The 17,020-nt window shown below is 72.8% G+C and carries 18 protein-coding genes; 4 read left to right on the forward strand and 14 right to left on the reverse strand.

Annotated elements, in window-relative coordinates; all coding sequences use genetic code 11:
• Positions 1–185: 185 nt before the first annotated feature.
• From AB0H37_RS16465 to AB0H37_RS16475, 3 genes are all read right to left on the reverse strand, one after another.
• On the reverse strand, positions 186–1,028 hold the full coding sequence (locus AB0H37_RS16465) for a glycerophosphodiester phosphodiesterase family protein (RefSeq protein ID WP_360613425.1): 843 nt from the start codon (positions 1,026–1,028) through the stop codon (positions 186–188).
• A 68-nt stretch (positions 1,029–1,096) separates the two neighbouring features.
• The gene (locus AB0H37_RS16470) at positions 1,097–2,380 is read right to left on the reverse strand and encodes an adenylosuccinate synthase (RefSeq protein WP_360613427.1); all 1,284 of its coding nucleotides are present in this window, start codon (positions 2,378–2,380) and stop codon (positions 1,097–1,099) included.
• Between the two features lie 119 nt (positions 2,381–2,499).
• Positions 2,500–3,591 carry a helix-turn-helix transcriptional regulator gene (locus tag AB0H37_RS16475; RefSeq protein ID WP_360613429.1) on the reverse strand — a complete coding sequence of 364 codons (1,092 nt, stop codon included), beginning with the start codon at positions 3,589–3,591 and terminating at the stop codon, positions 2,500–2,502.
• Between the two features lie 119 nt (positions 3,592–3,710).
• Between AB0H37_RS16475 and AB0H37_RS16480 the strand changes: the two genes are divergently transcribed.
• Complete coding sequence (locus tag AB0H37_RS16480) at positions 3,711–5,147, forward strand: FAD/NAD(P)-binding protein (protein WP_360613431.1); 1,437 nt, start codon at positions 3,711–3,713, stop codon at positions 5,145–5,147.
• On the opposite strand, the gene AB0H37_RS16485 is transcribed toward AB0H37_RS16480, so the two are convergent.
• From AB0H37_RS16485 to fbaA, 7 genes are all read right to left on the reverse strand, one after another.
• Positions 5,134–5,556, reverse strand: coding sequence for a DUF3151 domain-containing protein (locus tag AB0H37_RS16485; RefSeq protein ID WP_179831713.1), 423 nt, complete (start codon positions 5,554–5,556; stop codon positions 5,134–5,136). The genes AB0H37_RS16480 and AB0H37_RS16485 overlap by 14 nt on opposite strands.
• 39 nt (positions 5,557–5,595) lie before the next feature.
• Positions 5,596–6,120 (reverse strand): GNAT family N-acetyltransferase, encoded by a 525-nt coding sequence (locus tag AB0H37_RS16490; protein WP_229810184.1) that lies wholly within the window; start codon positions 6,118–6,120, stop codon positions 5,596–5,598.
• 54 nt (positions 6,121–6,174) lie between these two features.
• Complete coding sequence (locus AB0H37_RS16495) at positions 6,175–6,780, reverse strand: TIGR03086 family metal-binding protein (protein WP_360613434.1); 606 nt, start codon at positions 6,778–6,780, stop codon at positions 6,175–6,177.
• A gap of 118 nt (positions 6,781–6,898) precedes the next feature.
• Complete coding sequence (locus AB0H37_RS16500) at positions 6,899–7,750, reverse strand: maleylpyruvate isomerase N-terminal domain-containing protein (RefSeq protein WP_360613436.1); 852 nt, start codon at positions 7,748–7,750, stop codon at positions 6,899–6,901.
• Positions 7,751–7,841: 91 nt separating this feature from the next.
• Complete coding sequence (locus AB0H37_RS16505) at positions 7,842–8,984, reverse strand: carboxymuconolactone decarboxylase family protein (RefSeq protein WP_360613438.1); 1,143 nt, start codon at positions 8,982–8,984, stop codon at positions 7,842–7,844.
• A 174-nt stretch (positions 8,985–9,158) separates the two neighbouring features.
• Positions 9,159–9,608 (reverse strand): helix-turn-helix domain-containing protein, encoded by a 450-nt coding sequence (locus tag AB0H37_RS16510; protein ID WP_179831717.1) that lies wholly within the window; start codon positions 9,606–9,608, stop codon positions 9,159–9,161.
• Positions 9,609–9,680: 72 nt separating this feature from the next.
• On the reverse strand, positions 9,681–10,703 hold the full coding sequence (gene fbaA, locus AB0H37_RS16515) for a class II fructose-bisphosphate aldolase (RefSeq protein WP_329096823.1): 1,023 nt from the start codon (positions 10,701–10,703) through the stop codon (positions 9,681–9,683).
• A gap of 169 nt (positions 10,704–10,872) precedes the next feature.
• Between fbaA and AB0H37_RS16520 the strand changes: the two genes are divergently transcribed.
• Both AB0H37_RS16520 and AB0H37_RS16525 read left to right on the forward strand, forming a co-directional pair.
• The gene (locus tag AB0H37_RS16520) at positions 10,873–11,598 is read left to right on the forward strand and encodes a DedA family protein (RefSeq protein ID WP_179831719.1); all 726 of its coding nucleotides are present in this window, start codon (positions 10,873–10,875) and stop codon (positions 11,596–11,598) included.
• A 72-nt stretch (positions 11,599–11,670) separates the two neighbouring features.
• Positions 11,671–12,072, forward strand: a complete 402-nt coding sequence (locus AB0H37_RS16525; RefSeq protein WP_179831720.1) for a RodZ domain-containing protein — start codon at positions 11,671–11,673, stop codon at positions 12,070–12,072.
• Here the strand turns inward: AB0H37_RS16525 and pyrE are convergent.
• Positions 12,069–12,605, reverse strand: coding sequence for an orotate phosphoribosyltransferase (gene pyrE, locus AB0H37_RS16530; RefSeq protein WP_329096820.1), 537 nt, complete (start codon positions 12,603–12,605; stop codon positions 12,069–12,071). The two genes, AB0H37_RS16525 and pyrE, sit on opposite strands and share 4 nt — an antisense overlap.
• Positions 12,606–12,735: 130 nt before the next feature.
• On the opposite strand from pyrE, the gene AB0H37_RS16535 reads away from it, so the two are divergent.
• Positions 12,736–13,188 (forward strand): hypothetical protein, encoded by a 453-nt coding sequence (locus tag AB0H37_RS16535; protein ID WP_360613499.1) that lies wholly within the window; start codon positions 12,736–12,738, stop codon positions 13,186–13,188.
• Between the two features lie 80 nt (positions 13,189–13,268).
• Here AB0H37_RS16535 and AB0H37_RS16540 read toward each other — a convergent pair whose 3' ends face one another.
• From AB0H37_RS16540 to AB0H37_RS16550, 3 genes are all read right to left on the reverse strand, one after another.
• The gene (locus tag AB0H37_RS16540; protein WP_229810185.1) at positions 13,269–13,916 is read right to left on the reverse strand and encodes a tetratricopeptide repeat protein; all 648 of its coding nucleotides are present in this window, start codon (positions 13,914–13,916) and stop codon (positions 13,269–13,271) included.
• A gap of 81 nt (positions 13,917–13,997) precedes the next feature.
• The gene (locus AB0H37_RS16545) at positions 13,998–15,341 is read right to left on the reverse strand and encodes an NYN domain-containing protein (RefSeq protein WP_360613441.1); all 1,344 of its coding nucleotides are present in this window, start codon (positions 15,339–15,341) and stop codon (positions 13,998–14,000) included.
• A 281-nt stretch (positions 15,342–15,622) separates the two neighbouring features.
• Entirely contained in the window at positions 15,623–16,954 is a 1,332-nt protein-coding gene (locus AB0H37_RS16550; protein ID WP_360613443.1) for a sigma-70 family RNA polymerase sigma factor, read from the reverse strand.
• Positions 16,955–17,020 lie beyond the last annotated feature (66 nt).

Genomic DNA, 17,020 nt, shown 5'->3' on the forward strand with positions numbered 1-17,020 from the left:
ATCGTCGAGAAACGCGGGCGATCGCTGGCATCGCTCCGGCTCGCCTTGCGGCTCGCTGCGCGATCAGATTCTTGCTTCGCTCGAATCTGCCTTTGGACGCGATCGCGGCCCTTGAGGTTGTTGCGGGGTTGCCGCGGTGGCTGGGGTCTGTGCGCTTGTGGGCGCGGGTCTGGTGCGGCCCTGTTTCAGAGGGCGGGGGCTGGTGCTTGGAGGGATTTGAGGCGGTCTGGGTAGTCGGTGACTATCCCGTCTACGCCGTAGTTGATGAAGCGGGCCATGTCTGTGGGGGTGTTCACCGTCCAGACGATGACCGGGAGGGCCAGGGAGTGGGCCTGGTCTATGAGGGCGGGCGTGGTGATGTGGTGCTCGGGGGAGACCGCGGTGGCGCCGAGCGTGAAGGCGGCGGCCACCGGGTCGGCCGGGGAGTGGCCTGCGCGCCAGTCGCTTTCCGGGACGAGGGTCTTGCGCTCCATCAGGGCGACGCGGCCCAGGTCCGGGTGGTTTCGGCGGGCTTCGGCCAGGACGCGCCAGTCGAAGGCCAGGAGCTGGGAGCGTCCGGTGCAGCCGAAGGCCCTCAGCACGGCCGCCACGGAGGCGGTCAGGAGCTCCACCTCTTCGCCGGTCCAGGACGGGTCGGTCTTGAGCTCGACGGAGAGCCCGACGCCGCTGGGGGCCAGCAGGGCGCACGCCTCGGCGAGCGTGGGGATGCGGGTGCCGGGCATCGGGGCGGCCTCGCAGCCGCGGCCCGCGTCGAGCGTCCGCAACTGCGCGAGGGACAGTTCGCGGACGGGCTTGCCGAGGTAAGGGTAGGCGGGGTCGCCCGGCCAGGCGGGGCCCGTGTCGGCGAGGACGGCGGGGGAGAGCACCTGGTCGTGGCCGAGGACGACGACGCCGTCCGAGGACAGGCCCACGTCCAGCTCGATCGTGTCGACGCCGAGGTCGAGGGCGTGGGCGAAGCCGGGCAGGGTGTTCTCCGGACGGAGGCCGCGCGCCCCCCGGTGTCCGTGCACCTCGACGGAAGAGATCACCGAACGCACGCTACCGTCCGTCACCGAACACCCGGTGAGGAACGGGTGAGCTCAAGGGGAACGCGAGGTCAGACCAGGGGACGTATCGAAAGGGTCTGGGTGCGGCCGGGGCCTACGCCGATCGCGGAGATCTGGGCGCCGGACATCTCTTCCAGCGCCCGGACGTACGCCTGCGCGTTGGCGGGGAGGTCCTCGAACTTCTCGGCGCCCGTGATGTCCTCCTGCCAGCCGTCCAGGTACTCCAGGACGGGCTTGGCGTGGTGGAACTCGGTCTGCGTCGTGGGCAGCTCGTCCACCCGGACGCCGTCGACCTCGTAGGCGACGCACACCGGGACCTGCTCCAGGCCGGACAGGACGTCCAGCTTCGTCAGGAAGTAGTCGGTGATGCCGTTGACGCGGGTGGCGTAGCGGGCGATCACGGCGTCGAACCAGCCGCAGCGGCGGTCGCGGCCCGTGGTCACGCCGTACTCGCCGCCGGTCGTGCGCAGGTACTCGCCCTGCTCGTCCAGCAGCTCGGTGGGGAACGGCCCGGACCCGACACGGGTCGTGTAGGCCTTGAGGATGCCGATCACGCGGCTGATCTTGGTGGGGCCGACGCCGGAGCCCGCGCACGCGCCGCCGGCCGTGGGGCTGGACGACGTCACGAACGGGTAGGTGCCGTGGTCGATGTCCAGCAGCGTGCCCTGCGCGCCTTCCAGCAGGACGACCTTGCCGTCGTCCAGCGCCTTGTTCAGGACGAGCGTGGTGTCGGCGACGAACGGCTTGAGGCGCTCGCCGTAGGCCAGGTACTCCTGGACGATCGGCCCGGTCTCGATGCGGCGGCGGTTGTAGACCTTCGTCAGGACCTGGTTCTTCTCGCGCAGGGCCAGGTCGAGCTTCTGCGTGAGGATGTTCGGGTCGAACAGGTCCTGGACGCGGATGCCCATCCGGTTGATCTTGTCGGCGTAGGTGGGGCCGATGCCGCGGCCGGTGGTGCCGATCCGGGCCTTGCCGAGGTAGCGCTCGGTGACCTTGTCGAGGGCACGGTGGTGGGGCATGATCAGGTGCGCGTTCGCCGAGATCAGCAGCCGCTCGCAGCCGATGCCGCGGTCCCGCAGGCCGTCGATCTCCTGCAGCAGCACGGCCGGGTCGATCACCACGCCGTTGCCGATCACCGGGATGACGTCGGGCGACAGCACTCCGGACGGCAGCAGGTGCAGCGCGTAGCTCTTGTCGCCGATGACCACGGTGTGGCCCGCGTTGTTGCCGCCCTGGTAGCGGACGACGTAGTCGACGTCCCCACCGAGCAGGTCTGTCGCCTTGCCCTTGCCCTCATCTCCCCACTGGGCACCGACAAGAACGATGGCAGGCATGCCACTTTCCTTCCCACGACGAAGGCCCCGGTCGCTGCAAGCGCGAAGGGGCCTCTTGCGATCAAAGCGTACCCGCAGGAGCGCGACAAGGAAACCGGAGGCCGGTTCCTCGCCGCCGGTCACCGGCCCCGGCGCGGCCAGTAGTTCTCGGCGAACAGCTTCGCGACCAGCTCGCCGCGGCTCGACACGCGCATCTTGGCGAACACGGTCTTGACGTGGTCGCGGACGGTGTGCGGGGAGATGACCAGCTCGGCGGCGATTCCGCTCGTGGTCAACCCGCGCGCGATCAGCTGGGTGATCTCCAGCTCGCGAGCGGACAGACCGTACGCCTCCGCGATGACCGGCGCCATGTCGGAGCCGGCGGCCGGCTGGACGACCACGGCGGTGGGGCCGGGCGAGCCGGGAACCCCGTCCATGCAGGAGGCGTGGACGACGAGCCACTGGCCGTCGCGGGTGCGGATCCGGATGCGGGCCGCTCCGCGGTCGTGGCCGGCGGCGACGGCGCGGGCCTGCGCGGCCGTCCCAGCGAGCCAGACCGGCAGAGGCGGGCCCAGCGGGGACGGAACGGACGGGCCGTCCGGGAGCCGGGAGAGGAGGTGGCGCGCCTCGTCGTTGATCGAGAAGGGCGTGCCGGCAGGGTCGAACAGGATGAGCCCCGGGTCCTGCCCCGCGGCCTGTCCCGGCGGCCGGACGGGCCGGGCCAGCTCGCGTAGGCGGTCGGCGAGGGGCACGGAGAGGCCCGCGACGAGGGAGACCTCCGCGGGGCCGAACGGCTCCCGGCCCTTCTCGCGGAACAGGCTGACGACGCCCCAGGGCCGGCCGCCGGTCCGCATGACGGCGCGCAGCTCGTCCCCGATCCCCTGGCGGCCGAGCAGCCTGCGGTACTGCGCGCTGCGGGCGGGCAGGCCGTCGGTGCTCGCCACGAGCCCGGCGGCCGGGACGGTGGCGCGGGCCAGGTCGCGGTAGGGCAGCACGGTCTCTTCCAGGAGCGCGCACTCCCAGTAGGCGAAGCACTGCTCACCGCGCCCGAGGTTATCGAGCAGCATCGGCGCGGTGATCAATCCGGTCTCCGGGTCGGTGGCCGACCACGCGGCGGCCTGGAAGCCCAGCAGCCGTCCGAGCCGCGACGAGGCGCCCGCGAACAGGCCGGACGCGTCCCGTGCGCGTGCGGCCCGGTCGAGCAGGGCCCGCCGTTCCCGCTGGTCGATCATCGTTCCATTCTGCCCGCCGTGCGCGGCGGAGGTTCCCCCTCAGATGGGGGATCGCGGTCCGGAACGTCCCCTTGCCCGCGGGGATGGGGCGGACGCGGCCGGGCGGCGAGGCTCGGCGCATGGACATCGCGATCATCGGGGCGGGTGCGGCGGCCGTCGCGCTGCTGGACGCCCTCGACCCCTCGGACATCCGGTCCGTCACCGTGTTCGACCCCTCGACGCCGCCATGGCGCGGCCGTCCCTACCAGCCGGACCTGGACTCCGTGCTCGTCAACGCCCCGCCGGAGATCATGTCGATCCGGTTCGGGGACCGGGAGCATTACCGGCGCTGGCTGGACGGGGACGCGCCCGCCGGAGCCCACTCCGACGAGCGGCTCGGCAGCCCGATCCCACCGCGCGCAGTGTACGGGCGGTACCTGGCGGACACGGTGAAGGCCGCGCTCGCCCGGTTCGCCCGGACGGAGCTCGTCGACGCGGCCGTGACCGGGGTGTCCCTCGCGGGCCGCCCGGCCGTGCGAACGGCGGACGGGCATCGGTACACCGCCGACCAGGTCGTCCTCTGCGTCGGCGGGGGCGCCCCCCGCGACGGCTACGGGCTGGCGGGCGCGCCCGGCTTCGTCGCCGACCCGTATCCCCTGCGGCGGACCCTCGCCGACGTCCCGCCCCGAAGGGACGTGGCGGTCATCGGGACCGGCCTGACCGCGGTCGACATCGTGGCGTCACTGGCCGCGCGCGGGCACACCGGCCGGATCAGCATGGTGTCGCGAAGCGGGACGCTCCCGTTCGTCTGGCAGCGTCTCGCTCCGACCGACCTCCAGTACCTGGCGCCCGACCGCCTGCGGTCCCTGGAGGGCCCGATCCGGCTGGCGGAGTTCACCGACCTGATCCGCATGGAGCTGGCGGGGCACGGCGAGAGCTGGGACGCCCTCGCGGCCTGGATCGCCGCGGCACCGGACCGGGACCCGGCGGCGAGCCTGCGCGAGCAACTCGCCATGGTGGACGCGCCGCAGCTCGGCCGCCGGATCGTGCAGGAGGCCGCGCACACCGCCGGTCCGGTCGCGTGGCGGCTGCTCCCGGCGAGCGACCGGGAGCGGCTCCGCGGCCGCCACTTCCGGACGATCACGAGCGTGGCCTCGCCGATGGTGCCCCGCAACGCCGCTCTGCTGCTGGAACTGTTCGAGGCGGGGGCGCTGGAGGCGCTGTCCGGGATCGAGAAGATCGAGGCCGGGTCCGGATTCGAGATCACGCATGCGGCGGGCGTCCGCACCGCCGACGTCGTGATCAACGCGGTCAACCCGCCGCCGCACGCGATCCCGCGGGCGGCCGAGCCGCTCGTCTCGTCCCTCCTGGCCCGGGGCGCGGCGCTGGACCCGGACGGCGGCCTCGCCACCGACCCCGGTACGGGACGGGTCCTCGTCGGCGGCCGTCCCGATCATCGCCTGCACGTGGCCGGCGACCTCGCCGGCGGCGGCCCCTTCCTGGTGTCGGGCATCCCCGGCGTCGCCGCCCAGGCATCCCGGGCGGCGCGCTCGATCGGTGGCGTCAGGAGCCGTTGAGGGCGTCGGCGGCCTCGGCGCTGCTGTCGCGCAGGAACGTCTTGCAGCGCTCGGCCTCGGACTCTTCGCCGATGGCTGCGGCGGCCCTGGCGAGGGCGTGCAGGGCGCGCAGGAAGCCGCGGTTCGGTTCGTGCTCCCACGGGATGGGGCCGTGGCCCTTCCAGCCCGCCCGGCGCAGCTGGTCCAGCCCGCGGTGGTAGCCGGTGCGGGCGAACGCGTAGGAGTCGATGACGCTGCCCTTGGCGAAGGAACGGTCGGCCAGCTCGGCCCACGCGCCCGGGTGGTCCGGGTGGCGCGCGGCGACCTCGAACGGGTCGACGCCCTCCTCCAGGGCCGTCCGGGCCTCGACGTTGTCCGGAAGTTCGGTCGGAGCGGGGCCGCCGAGCAGGTTCTGGGTCATGCCGGTCATGGTAAGCGGGCGCCCCCGTCCGGATTCAACCGGCCGGGGTCAGGCGGGCACGGGGAGCGGCAGGCGGAAGTGGGCGGAGCCGCCGTCCCTGGTGGATCGGGCCGCCGGCCAGCCGCTCCGGACGAACATCAGCGCCTGCCGGTTGGTGAGGATGACGTCCGCGTCGAACTCGGTGATGCCGCGCCGTCCGGCGAGCTCGGACAGGCAGCCGACGAGGACGCTGCCGAGGCCCCGGCGCTGCCAGGGGTCGGCGACGAGGACGGCGAGGTCGGCGCGCCAGGTCCGCGATGCGTCGCGGACGTACTCGGCGATGCCGAGGATCTCGTCCCCGTCCAGCGCGACGAGGGCCTCGCGGTCCCAGTGGTCGAGGCTCTCCAGGAGGCCGACGTAGTGGTCGGGTATGCGGGGCATGCCGGAGAAGAAGCGCGTGTAGAGGCTGGCGGCCGACAGCCGGTCCGACATCCGCCGCACGCGGTCGCGGTCGGTGACGCCGTACGGGCGGATCCGGACGTCGTCCGGCGCGGTGGGGATGCGGGCGACGCTGCGCACATCGAGTTGCTTCACGAAACTTATTGGATCGCAGAAAGTTGTGTGAAGCAACCTCCTGCGAGGGTTCTCTCAGGTCATCGGGCGGCGGCCGAGGAAGGCGACGAGACGGTCGCCGGGCGACGCGTGCGGGCGGGGATCCACCGGCTCGCCGAACAGCGGCCGCCGGCAGCGGGGCGGCGCCAGCGTCCTCGACACGTCCAGGAGGTCGGCGGCCAGGTCCGGAGGTAGGGGACGCCTCTCGCCGGTCGCCTGGGCGATGTCCCAGCCGTGCACGGCCGCTTCCAGGGCGCCCGCGCCGGCCACCGTCTCGACGGGGAGGCTCAGGTCGCCGACCGCCGCCGTCCCCGCGCCGCGGTCCGGGCGGCCGGAGGAGGCCATGGAGTGGCGGAGCAGGCGGACGGCGCGGACGCGCAGCGCCGACACCGGATCGCCGGACGCGTCGGCCGCGACCGGACGGATGCCGACCCGGCCCGCCGCCAGGCCCTCGTGCACCGCCGCGAGGGAGTCGTCGACGTGCAGCAGCAGCATGTTGAGATCCCATGCCGCACACGGCGTCGGGTGCGCGAGCATGGACCGCGTCACGGGCTGGACGGCGGTCAGGAGAAAACCGATCGAGCGCTCCAGGACGCACGCGCTCGATCGGGGGGGCGCCGATGCGCCGGTCGCCTCACGCATTCGGCTCCTCAGCTCGCTGGAATGATCACCTGTATAGACCTCCGGCGCGGCGAGAAGTCATCGGTGACGGCGGTCGCTTCCCCCGTGAGGGGGGCCGGCGAAAGCGAAGCGTCGCCGTTTATGAGGGAAGACGCATGATGCGGAGGAACGCGGGGAGCACCCAGGGCCGCCGGCCCCGAATGACGACCTTCCGGCCCAGCACCGCCCGCGCTCTGCCGATCCGTCCGAACAGCATCAGGTTGAGCGCCGTCGGGTCGAAGAAGAGCCGCACGTCGGGGCGGTCGCCGGGCTCCTCCACGGTGACGAACCCGTCGGTCATCGCCATCACCACGGGGGCGGTGTGGTCGGAGCGGAACTCGACGGCGATCCGTCCGGCGGGCGCGGGGCCGTGGCCCTCCAGCAGCCGCCCGTATCCGTACTCGGTCACCCCGACGAGGAACATCTCGAAGAAGGGCGCCGCCTCCTGCGGCGGGACGTCCCAGCGCATGCGCAGGGGCCGGGCCATGTCGCGCCCGTGGATCTGGAGCTCGTTGAGCAGATGCGCCAGCAGCCCGCCGACCGGGACGCGCGAGCCTCCCAGCCAGGGCAGCGCCGTCGCCGGATCGGCGTCCCGGGTCGCCGTCAGGAGCCGGTCGATATCGCGGACCAGGACGTCCGCGAGCGCTTGCGGATCGCGCTCGGGGAAAAGGCGCAGCAATTCCTCGTTCGCGGTGTCGACCGTATCGACGATCGTGCTCCGGATGAGGTCCTCGGATACGGCCAGTGGATCCTCGCAACCGGCGGGATCGACCATCTGGTGATACATCCGCGCGAGGGTGGCGACGTGCGCCGCCGTATCGGTGACCGTCCAGGTGGCGGTGGCCTTGGTCTGGGAACCGGGCGAGGTCAGCAGCCCGGCGAACCGGTCGCCGGTCTCGCGCAGATACTTCCGGGTCGCCGCCCAGTTCTCCTCGGTGAGCCGAACCACCATGGGCCGATGGTCGCAATTTCCTGCGGGCCGGGCAAGGGCCCCAAGGAGGACGGAATTGTGCGAGGCGGCCCCGGTCGCCGCGGTCCGCAGGTCAGGCCGTCGCCGCCCGCGCGGCGGTGAACGCGGCCCATGCGAGGCATTCCAGCAGGCGGGCGTCCGCGCCGTCGTCGCGGCGGAACTCCGCGATGACCGCCGGGCCGACCCGGTACGAGGCGAGCGCGGTCAGCAGCACGAGCCGCCCGGCGGGACGGTCCGGCGCGGGCAGACCGTCGACGGCCTCGTCGATCCGCGCGGGCTCGGCCGTGCGCCCGTCCCATCCGGCGAGCTCGGCGACCAGCAGGTCCCGGACCGGCTCCGGCACCACCCGCTCGCCCGCCCGGTCGATGACCGCCGACGCGCGCGCGAACGCATCGGCGATCACCTCGTTGCCCGCCGTCCAGGGCAGGTCGCCGGACGCCGGCGCGGCCGGCAGCAGGTCGAGGGACTCGCCGGGGGCATGGCGGGCGCGCGAGCTCGCGGCCATCAGGCGGCCCACCACCCGGCTCACCGCGCCGTGCGCGCGCGCCGGGGCGTTCGGGGGGAACGGCGACTCGCCCAGGAAGATGTTGACCATCCGGTTGTAGTAGTGGAAGACGAACGCGGTCCCGACGATCTCGGGCGCCTGCTCGGGCGGGAACGGTCGCTCGGGGGCCCCGGGCGTGCCGAACCGTTCGCCCCACCCGGCGACCGCGCGGATGTGCGGGTCGCCGATGTCGCCGAGCCTGCCCGCCGCGATCGCGGCGGCGTCGCGCCCCCGCACGAGGCCGTGCAACGTGGTGCTGTGCGCCGCCACGCAGTAGGGGCAGGAGTTGCCGAGCGACACCGCCGCGGCGGCGGCCTCCTTGGCCGCGCGGTCGGCCCTCCCCGTCGCGACCAGGGTCTCGCGCAGCATCATCCACACGGCGGCGAGCAGGTCGGGGACGGGGGAGTGCAGGATCACGGGCGGCGCGAGGATGCCGAAGTCGCGTTCGAGCTGGTCGTAGACCCGCGCGACCAGCCCCTCGGCGGAGGCGTGGCGGACGAGCGAGACGTGCGCGATCTGTTCCTCCGCGCCGCTCCGGGCCACCCGGACGAAACGGTCGTTCATCGAACCGCCGATCAGTCGCGGGTCAGCGGCGGCGGTAGCGCGCCCGGGCCCCCGGCGGCCGCGGGTCGACCACGGCTGCCAGCGCTTGAGCAGCTCTTTCTTCTCCACGCCGAACCGCGCGCCCTGCCGTCCTCTCTGCGCGCCTGCGCTCGGATGGTACCGAGGGAGGGCGGGAAGCACAGCCGCTCCGCCGAGGTCCGCGGGTCCTCGGGCGGCGTCTCGGGCCGTCCGGAAAGGGAGACGAGGCGGGAACCGACTCCGGTTGCAGGGGCGTCCGGCTGATCAGGCGCTGGGGCCGGGGCGGGGGTCGACGTCGGCGGGGCCGAGGTGCGCACCGCAGGAGCCGCACGTGAACGCGGGGGTCAGCGTGCCGTCGCAGCCCCGGTGTCCGATGATCAAGGGCGGGCCGCCCGGCGCGTAGTGGCGGTCGCCCCACATCATCAGGGTCATGACCGCGGGCCAGAGCTCCACGCCCTTGCGGGTGAGCCGGTACTCGTGCCGCTCCGGCCGCTGCTGGTACGGGACGCGGCGCATGATGCCCTCGTCGCAGAGCCGGTTGAGCCGGTCGGTGAGGACGTTGCGGGCCACGCCCAGGGCGTCCTGGAAGTCGTCGAAGCGCCGCACTCCCTGGAACGCGCTGCGGATCAGCAGCATCGTCCAGCGGTCGCCCACGACCTCCAGCGAGCGGGCGATCGAGCAGTTCTGCGAGTCGTACGTGCGGGGCAGTGCCACGCTTCGGAGCCTACCCGCGTTTCGTCAGGCAACGGGCGTGGCCGGGGGCCGTGCGGCCCCCGGCCGGCTCCGCTACTTCAGCTTCTTGCCGGCGGACTGGAGGTTCTCGGCGGCCTCGACGATGCGGGCGGCCATCGCGGCCTCCGCCGCCTTGCCCCAGGCGCGCGGGTCGTACTGCTTCTTGTTGCCGACCTCGCCGTCGACCTTCAGCACGCCGTCGTAGTTGCGGAACATGTGATCGGCGACCGGGCGGGTGAAGGCGTACTGCGTGTCGGTGTCGATGTTCATCTTGACGACGCCGTACGACACCGCCTCCCGGATCTCCTCCAGCGTGGAGCCCGAGCCGCCGTGGAACACCAGGTCGAACGGCTTGTCCTTGCCGTACTTGGCGCCGACCGCGTCCTGGATCTCCTTGAGCACCTCGGGACGCAGCTTGACCGACCCCGGCTTGTAGACGCCGTGCACGTTCCCGAACGTCGCGGCCAGGATGTAGCGGCCCTTCTCGCCCACGCCGACGGCCTCGGCGGTCGCGAGCGCGTCGCCCGGCGTCGTGTACAGCTTCTCGTTGATCTCGTTGGCGACGCCGTCCTCCTCGCCGCCGACGACCCCGATCTCCATCTCCATGATGATCCGGGCCTTGGCGCACTCCTCCAGCAGGTCGGCGGCGATCCGCAGGTTCTCGTGCAGCTCGACCGCGGACCCGTCCCACATGTGCGACTGGAACAGCGGCTCCTCGCCGCGCGCCACCCGCTCCTGCGAGATCTTCACCAGCGGCCGCATGAAGCCGTCCAGCTTGTCCTTCGGGCAGTGGTCGGTGTGCAGGGCGATGTTCACCGGGTACTTGGCCGCCACGACCCGGGCGTACTCGGCCAGCGCGGTCGCGCCCGTGACCATGTCCTTCACCGTGGAGCCGGACAGATAATCGGCTCCGCCGGTGGACACCTGCACGATGCCGTCGCTCTCGGCCTCCGCGAACCCGCGCAGCGCGGCGTTCAGCGTCTGGCTGGACGTCACGTTGATCGCGGGGAAGGCGAAGCCGTCGCGCTTCGCACGGTCGAGCATCTCCGCGTAGACCTCGGGCGTTGCGATGGGCATTGTCAGCGTCCTTTCATACGCAGGGTGCCGCCGGGCATCCGGCCGGGCGGTAGCTCCCGGACGTCCGCGTACCCAGTGACTGCCCAGGTCACGCGGTTTCCGGGTCGGGCATGCCGTCCGCGCCCAGTATCTCGCCTAATCGGAGCGTGGGGAAAGGTACGCTCGCGGTGTGGATCTCACTGCCCTTCCCCTTGACATCACCGAGTGGCTGCATCCCACCGCATGGCTGCAGCTTTTCGGCACGTTCGCGACGATCGGCGTGCTCGCCATCATCTTCGCGGAGACCGGCCTGCTGGTCGGCTGCATCCTTCCGGGCGACTCGCTGCTGTTCACGGCGGGGATCCTCACGGCGGTCTCGACCGTCAACGGCCAGGAGTTCCAGTCGCTGTCGCTGCCCTGGCTGCTGGTCGGCGGCCCGGTGGCGGCGATCGCCGGCGCCCAGCTCGGCCACTTCCTCGGCGCCCGCTACGGCCGCAGGCTCTTCGACCGGCCCGACTCGCGCATCTTCAAGCAGGAGTGGGTGGAGAAGGCCGAGCACTACTTCAACCGGTTCGGCCCCGCGAAGGCGGTGGTGCTGGCCCGATTCATCCCGATTGTCCGGACGTTCCTGAACCCGCTCGCCGGGATGCTCGGCATGGACGCGAAGAAATTCTTCATCTGGAACGCGATCGGCGGCATCGTCTGGACGGACGCGCTGTTCCTCCTCGGCCACTTCCTCGGGTCCGAAGTGCCCGACGTTGAGAAATACATCCTCCCGGGCGTAGCGGTCATCCTGGTTCTCTCGGTCATTCCGATCATTCGGGAGGTCCTGAAGGGCCGCAAAGCGGACCACGGTCCGAATAAGAATGGTCCGGAAGAGTCCCGTCCGTCGCTCAGCGGTGACAGTTATCGCTAACCTCCCCATGTGGGACGTCACCGGTCGGACCCTAGGGGTCTCGCGCGCATAGTCATCGCGGCCTTGGCCGTGATGGCTGCCTTGGCCCTGCTCATCGTCGGGGGCATGGCCCTGGTCAACGCGATCATGAGCGAGCCCGACAAGAAGGGCCCGGCGACGGGGGCCTCGCCGTCGGGTGGCGGCGGGCGGACCACGCCCAGCAGCAACGAGACCACGACGTCGCCCACGGCGCCGCTCCCGCTGGTGATCCGCGTGACCGGGCAGCCCACGACGGTCGTCGTCCGCGTCGCCGACGCCGGCGGCAAGGTGCTCGCCAACAGCACGCTCAACACCGGCGACACCCTGCAGTTCAAGGAGGCGCCCCTGCAGGTCGTCGCCCTCAACGGCGGCTCCCTGCAGGTCGCGATCTACGGCAAGGTCCAGCCGCGCGAGCCGAACGGCCAGCGCGCCCAGTGGCTCGTCAAGGCCCGCTAGCCGAGACCGAGGTCGGCGACCTCGTAGGGGTGCCGGTACTCCAGGCCCTCCCCGGCGATCCGGCCGGCGGCGCCGCGCTCCAGGATGGTCGCGACCGCCACCACCTCCGCCCCCGCCTCGCGGAGCGCCTCCACCGCCGTGAGCACGGAGCCGCCCGTGGTCGAGGTGTCCTCCACCGCGAGGACCCGCCGGCCCGCCACGTCCGGCCCCTCGATCCGGCGCTGCAGCCCGTGGGCCTTGCCCGCCTTGCGGACGACGAACGCGTCCAGCGCCCGTCCGCGCGCCGCCGCCGCGTGCAGCATCGCGGCGGCCACCGGGTCCGCCCCGAGCGTCAGCCCGCCCACGGCCTCGTAGTCGAGGTCGGCGGTCTCGTCCAGCATGACCCGTCCCACCAGCGGGGCCGCGGCCCCGTCCAGCGTCACCCGGCGGAGGTCCACGTACCAGGACGCCCGCTTGCCCGAGGACAGGACGAAGTCCCCGTGCACCACGGCCTTGTTCTTGATCTTCTGCAGCAGCTCTTCACGATCGCTCACGTGCAGAACCCTAATCACCCTGCGTACGCGCTCCGCCGCCGCCGTGTACGTTCGCGGGGTGACACCCGGAACCGTCGTCCTGCTGCACGCCCCCGGCGCCACCGCGGCCTCCTGGGGCGACCTGCCCGAGATGCTCCGCTCCTACGGCCTGGACGTCGTGGCACCGGACGTCCCGGACGACGCCGGCCCCCGCTACATCGCGCGCGTCTCGCTCACCATCACCGCGACCGACCCGGTGCCCCCGCTCGTCCTCGTGGCCCACGGCGCCGCCGGCCCCCTGCTGCCCGGCATCGGCCTCGCCCAGCGCGCCGCCCACCGCCCCGTAGGCGGCTACGTCTTCGTCGACGCCGATCTCCCCCGCCCGGCCCGACACGACCACGGCGCCCCGCAGGACGACCTCCCCACGGCCCCAGATTGGCCGGAGGCGCCCTGCGGCTACCTCCGCACCCACGCGGACCGCTCCGCCTCCCCCGAGCACGATCAGGCCGTCAGAGAGGCGCACCTACGCGGCTGGCTCGCAACCGAACACGAACCCCCCACCGCCGCCGCCCAATCCCTAAGCGAACTCATAGCCCGGTTGTGAGGTGTCTGCCCAGGGGGACGCCTCCCGGGCAAGCACAGCCCGGCTCGTGACGGGGGTTCCAGGGGTCGCCCCCTGGGGGATCAGGAGTTTTTCAGGAGGTCGTCTAGGAGGGCGTCGTAGTCGTCTTCGTTGCGGCCCAGGTCTATGCGGGCGCGGTACCGGAGGCGGAGGAGGGCTTCGAGGCTGTCCTCGGCCAGGGCGACGTCGTCCAGGCCCGGAGTGAGGGAGTCGGCGTCCGGGGCGGGGGCCTCGTCGGGGCCGCCGCCCATGCCGGTGCCCACGGCGCGGTCGCGGAGGGCCAGGACGACGTCGGCGCCGCTGGTGGCCCATTCGTGGGCGCCGGTGGCGTCGCCCTGGGCGTAGAGCACCTCGGCGACGGCGCGGTACACCTCGGGGTCGCGCGGCTTGTCGGCGCGGATCTCGTCGACGAGGGCGCGGGCCTCGTCACCGCGGCCCAGTTCGAAGAGCGCGTCGGCGAGGTAGGCGCGCGGGTCGCCGTAGGTCTCGCCGCCGTCCTCCATGGCCCTGCGGTACAGCTCGGCGGCCCTCGCGTGGTCGCCGGCGTGCTGCCACTGCTCGCCGGCGCGCAGCAGGACGTTGGCGCGTGTCACCCCGCCGGACACCGACTCGGCCAGCTCGGACAGCCGACGGGCCGCCGAGATGTGATCGCCGGTGCGCAGGGTGTCGAACTCCAGGTCGTCGAGATCGTCTTCCGTCACATGCGTCACGGTTCAACGCTACCCGGCACCGCCCGGCCGAAGCGGGCGAATCGATGATGATCGTGGAATACCGGTGCTAATGACTGGACGTCACCTGCGTGAACGTTCGAGCGCGTCCCAGAAGCCGCGGCGCAGGGCGTGGCGGACCTCGTCGTGCAGGAGGAAGTCGATGGGCAGCGAGGAGCCCTGCAGGAGCCGGGCCTCCAGGTCGGACGGCATGCGCGGCTTGCGGGCGAGGACGGCCTCCAGCCACAGCGCGGGGGCGTCGCGGGCGACGGACTCGCCGAAGTCCTGGCCTTCCTGGTGGGCGGCTTTGACGGCGTCCGAGAGGGTCGGCGTCTGCTGCACCGGGACGGGGGAGATCTGCTGCGGGCCGGTGTAGGGGCCGTGCTGGCCGCCGGACGGCGCCGGCTGCGAGTGCATGGTCTGCGGAGGAGGCGGCGGGGAGGGCGCCGGGATGGGGGAGGAGGTGTACTGCGGGCTGGGGGAGGAGCTGTACTGCGGGCTGGAGGGCGGCGGCGCGGGCGGAGACGGGGCCTGCGCCGGGGACGGCCCGGCCGTCGGGGCGGGGTTCGGCGGGAGCGGCAGCCCGCCGGTGCCGTAGGACGATCCGCCGAGCCCGCCGCCCGTGCCGCCGGGCAGCGGCATGGGGCCGGTGCCGTAGGACGATCCGCCGGCCGGCGAGGATCCGCCGCCCAGCCCGCCCGTCATGGCCGGGCCGAGGTCGCGGACGGCCGGGGACGGGGACGCGGGCGCGGGCGGGATGCTCAGCGGGGACGAGGGCGGCGGCCCGTTGCTCGACGTGCTCTGGAGCGGTCCGAGCGAGGCGGCGTGCCCGTTCGTGGCGCCGTGCCCGTTGGACAGCGGGCTCGTCCCGAGCGAGGAGCCGCCGTCGACGCCGGCGAGAAGGTTGACGTAGGGGCGCAGGTGGCCGGAGCCGATCTCGATGAGGTCGTCGCACTCCTGGCGCAGCACCCGGGAGATCGTCCAGTTGCCGTCGACGGCGACGTGCACGACCGTGACGCGGACGCCGAGGTCCTGGGCGTCCGCGACGACCTGGGCGAGGTCCTCGTCGCCGCTGACCAGGACGGCGTCGGCGAGCGCGGCGTTGCGGGCCAGGGCCATCAGGTCGCGGTGGATCTCGGTGTCGACGCCCTCGCGGCGGCCGGGGCGGATCCGGCCGAGCCGCAGCTTGAGGCCGGGCAGGTCGGCCAGCGCGTCGTGCTCGGGGTTGCGGCGCCCCTCGACCGTCGCCTCGTACCAGTAGCAGCGCAGCAACGGCATGCCGGTGCGTTCCCTGGCGAGGTTGCCGAGTAGTTGCAGGAGGCCGCCGAAGTCCCACGAGACGGTCTCGCGATGGCGCGTGCCGTGTACCGCCATGGCACCGTCCGCCAGCAGGTAGCCGGCGTCCACGAACAGCGCGCAGCGATCCATGCGGCACCGTCCTTCCTCAACACGGGAGCTCACAGCGTGCCCATTTCGGCGTAACGTCACCGGGCGCTTATAGCGTAGTGAAGCCCGTCTGCCCGGTAGGCCGTTACGGCGATTCGCCACTCTTTCATGGCAAGCCGCCGGTTGGCGACTCCTCGGTAACAAGGATTCGGGAGCCGCGGCGGACGCTACCAGCCCTTTAGGCTCCGTCCGGCCCTTCCGAAGGATCTTTACGGGAAGAATCAGGTGGCGGGTTCAGTCCAGGCGTGCCCGCGACCCTCGCTTCAACCCCGGATGGCGGCCGTGCCCGTGAGCGGTGCCGTAAGGGGGGCGCAGTGCCGTATGGAGGGGATTTCGCCGCTTGGCAGGTCGATGTCCAGATGGACGCCCACCTCGGCCGACAGCAGCGGCACCCGCACTTTGATGTGGACCAGCAGCCCTCCAGGGCTTTCGATCGGACGAGATGGGGCCGGGCTGGGCTCGGCGGGCTTCTTCACATGCGGCGGTCTCTCCCGAGGCTTCGGCGCCGGGTGCGGTGGTCGGGCCCGAGGCTCGGCCGCAGCCGGACGGACGGGAGCATGCCGCTTCGCAAGCGGCTCGGGGGCGGGCGGCCTGGCCGCGGGCGGCGTCACGGGGGGCGGTCGGGCGGCGGGCGGGGCGACCGGCTCGGCGGCGGGCGGCGGTGTGCGCGGTTCGGGCGCCCGCCGGTCGTCGGACACGAGCGCGAGGCCGAGGGCCATGGCCCCGGCGACGGTCACGACGGCCCCGGCGAGCACCTGCTGCTGCCGCCTGGGCAGGCGCCGCACCCACAGGAAGAAGCCGCCCCTGGACGCCAGGTAGGCGGCGCTCGCCGAGCCCAGGACGAGCGGTCCGATGACGTCGCGCAGCGCCGTGTTCGCCTGCGCCAGTTCCCCATGGAGGCCCTTGCAGCGCTTGCAGCCGTCCAGGTGGCGCTTGACCCTGCGGGACTCGCGGCCCGGCAAGGCGTCGCGCACGTAGGAGCCGAGCTTGTCCAGGACGGGACGGCACGCGTCGCCGGCGTCGAGGCCGTCCAGGTGCATCCGCAGGTAGGCCTCCCGCAGCCCCTCGCGGGCCCGGTGGGCGAGCGCGGCGGTGCCGTTCGCGGTCAGGCCGAGGATCGGGGCGACGTCGACCGGCTTCCCGTCCTCGACCTCGGTGTGCCAGAGGACGGTCTGCCATCGCGCGGGCAGCGACAGGAACGCCCTCGCGACGATCGAACGCTCCCACTCCTCGACCGCGGGGTCGTCGAAGGGCTCCCCGACGTCGTACGTCTCGGTGTCGTCGGTGTGGTGGACGTCGGGGCGCTGCCGGTCGTAGACCGTCCGCCGCACGGCCGTGAGCAGGTAGGGCCGGAACCCGGAGTCGGGCCCGCCGCCGCGCCTGAGGGCGGAGAGGACCTTCGCGAACGCGTCCTGGACGGCGTCGTCGGCGGCCTCGCGCCCGGCCAGATGGCCGGCGAGCCCGCGCGCGGCGGGCAGGTGCCGCTGGTAGAGCGTTCCGTAGGCGGCGTCGTCCCCCTCGCGGATCCGGGAGATGAGCGCGGCATCGCTGGGCTCGGCGTCGCCGGGCGCCGTCCTTTCGTCCCGTGGCTCCATGCTTGCTCATTGTGACTGAGTGACCACTTGTTGTCGCTCGTTTTGGTCACAGATATCCACGCGAGC

It is taken from the genome of Actinomadura sp. NPDC023710, from assembly GCF_040639875.1.
In the GTDB taxonomy this organism is placed as follows: domain Bacteria; phylum Actinomycetota; class Actinomycetes; order Streptosporangiales; family Streptosporangiaceae; genus Spirillospora; species Spirillospora citrea.

Bases quoted from the DNA above. Each gene is read 5' to 3' on its own strand.
- AB0H37_RS16470 (WP_360613427.1), bottom strand. From the start codon at position 2,380: ATGCCTGCCATCGTTCTTGTCGGTGCCCAGTGGGGAGATGAGGGCAAG.
- AB0H37_RS16475 (WP_360613429.1), bottom strand. From the start codon at position 3,591: ATGATCGACCAGCGGGAACGGCGGGCCCTGCTCGACCGGGCCGCACGC.
- AB0H37_RS16480 (WP_360613431.1), top strand. From the start codon at position 3,711: ATGGACATCGCGATCATCGGGGCGGGTGCGGCGGCCGTCGCGCTGCTG.
- AB0H37_RS16485 (WP_179831713.1), bottom strand. From the start codon at position 5,556: ATGACCGGCATGACCCAGAACCTGCTCGGCGGCCCCGCTCCGACCGAA.
- AB0H37_RS16495 (WP_360613434.1), bottom strand. From the start codon at position 6,780: ATGCGTGAGGCGACCGGCGCATCGGCGCCCCCCCGATCGAGCGCGTGC.
- AB0H37_RS16500 (WP_360613436.1), bottom strand. From the start codon at position 7,750: ATGGTGGTTCGGCTCACCGAGGAGAACTGGGCGGCGACCCGGAAGTAT.
- fbaA (WP_329096823.1), bottom strand. From the start codon at position 10,703: ATGCCCATCGCAACGCCCGAGGTCTACGCGGAGATGCTCGACCGTGCG.
- AB0H37_RS16525 (WP_179831720.1), top strand. From the start codon at position 11,671: ATGGCTGCCTTGGCCCTGCTCATCGTCGGGGGCATGGCCCTGGTCAAC.
- AB0H37_RS16535 (WP_360613499.1), top strand. From the start codon at position 12,736: ATGCTCCGCTCCTACGGCCTGGACGTCGTGGCACCGGACGTCCCGGAC.
- AB0H37_RS16545 (WP_360613441.1), bottom strand. From the start codon at position 15,341: ATGGATCGCTGCGCGCTGTTCGTGGACGCCGGCTACCTGCTGGCGGAC.
- AB0H37_RS16550 (WP_360613443.1), bottom strand. From the start codon at position 16,954: ATGGAGCCACGGGACGAAAGGACGGCGCCCGGCGACGCCGAGCCCAGC.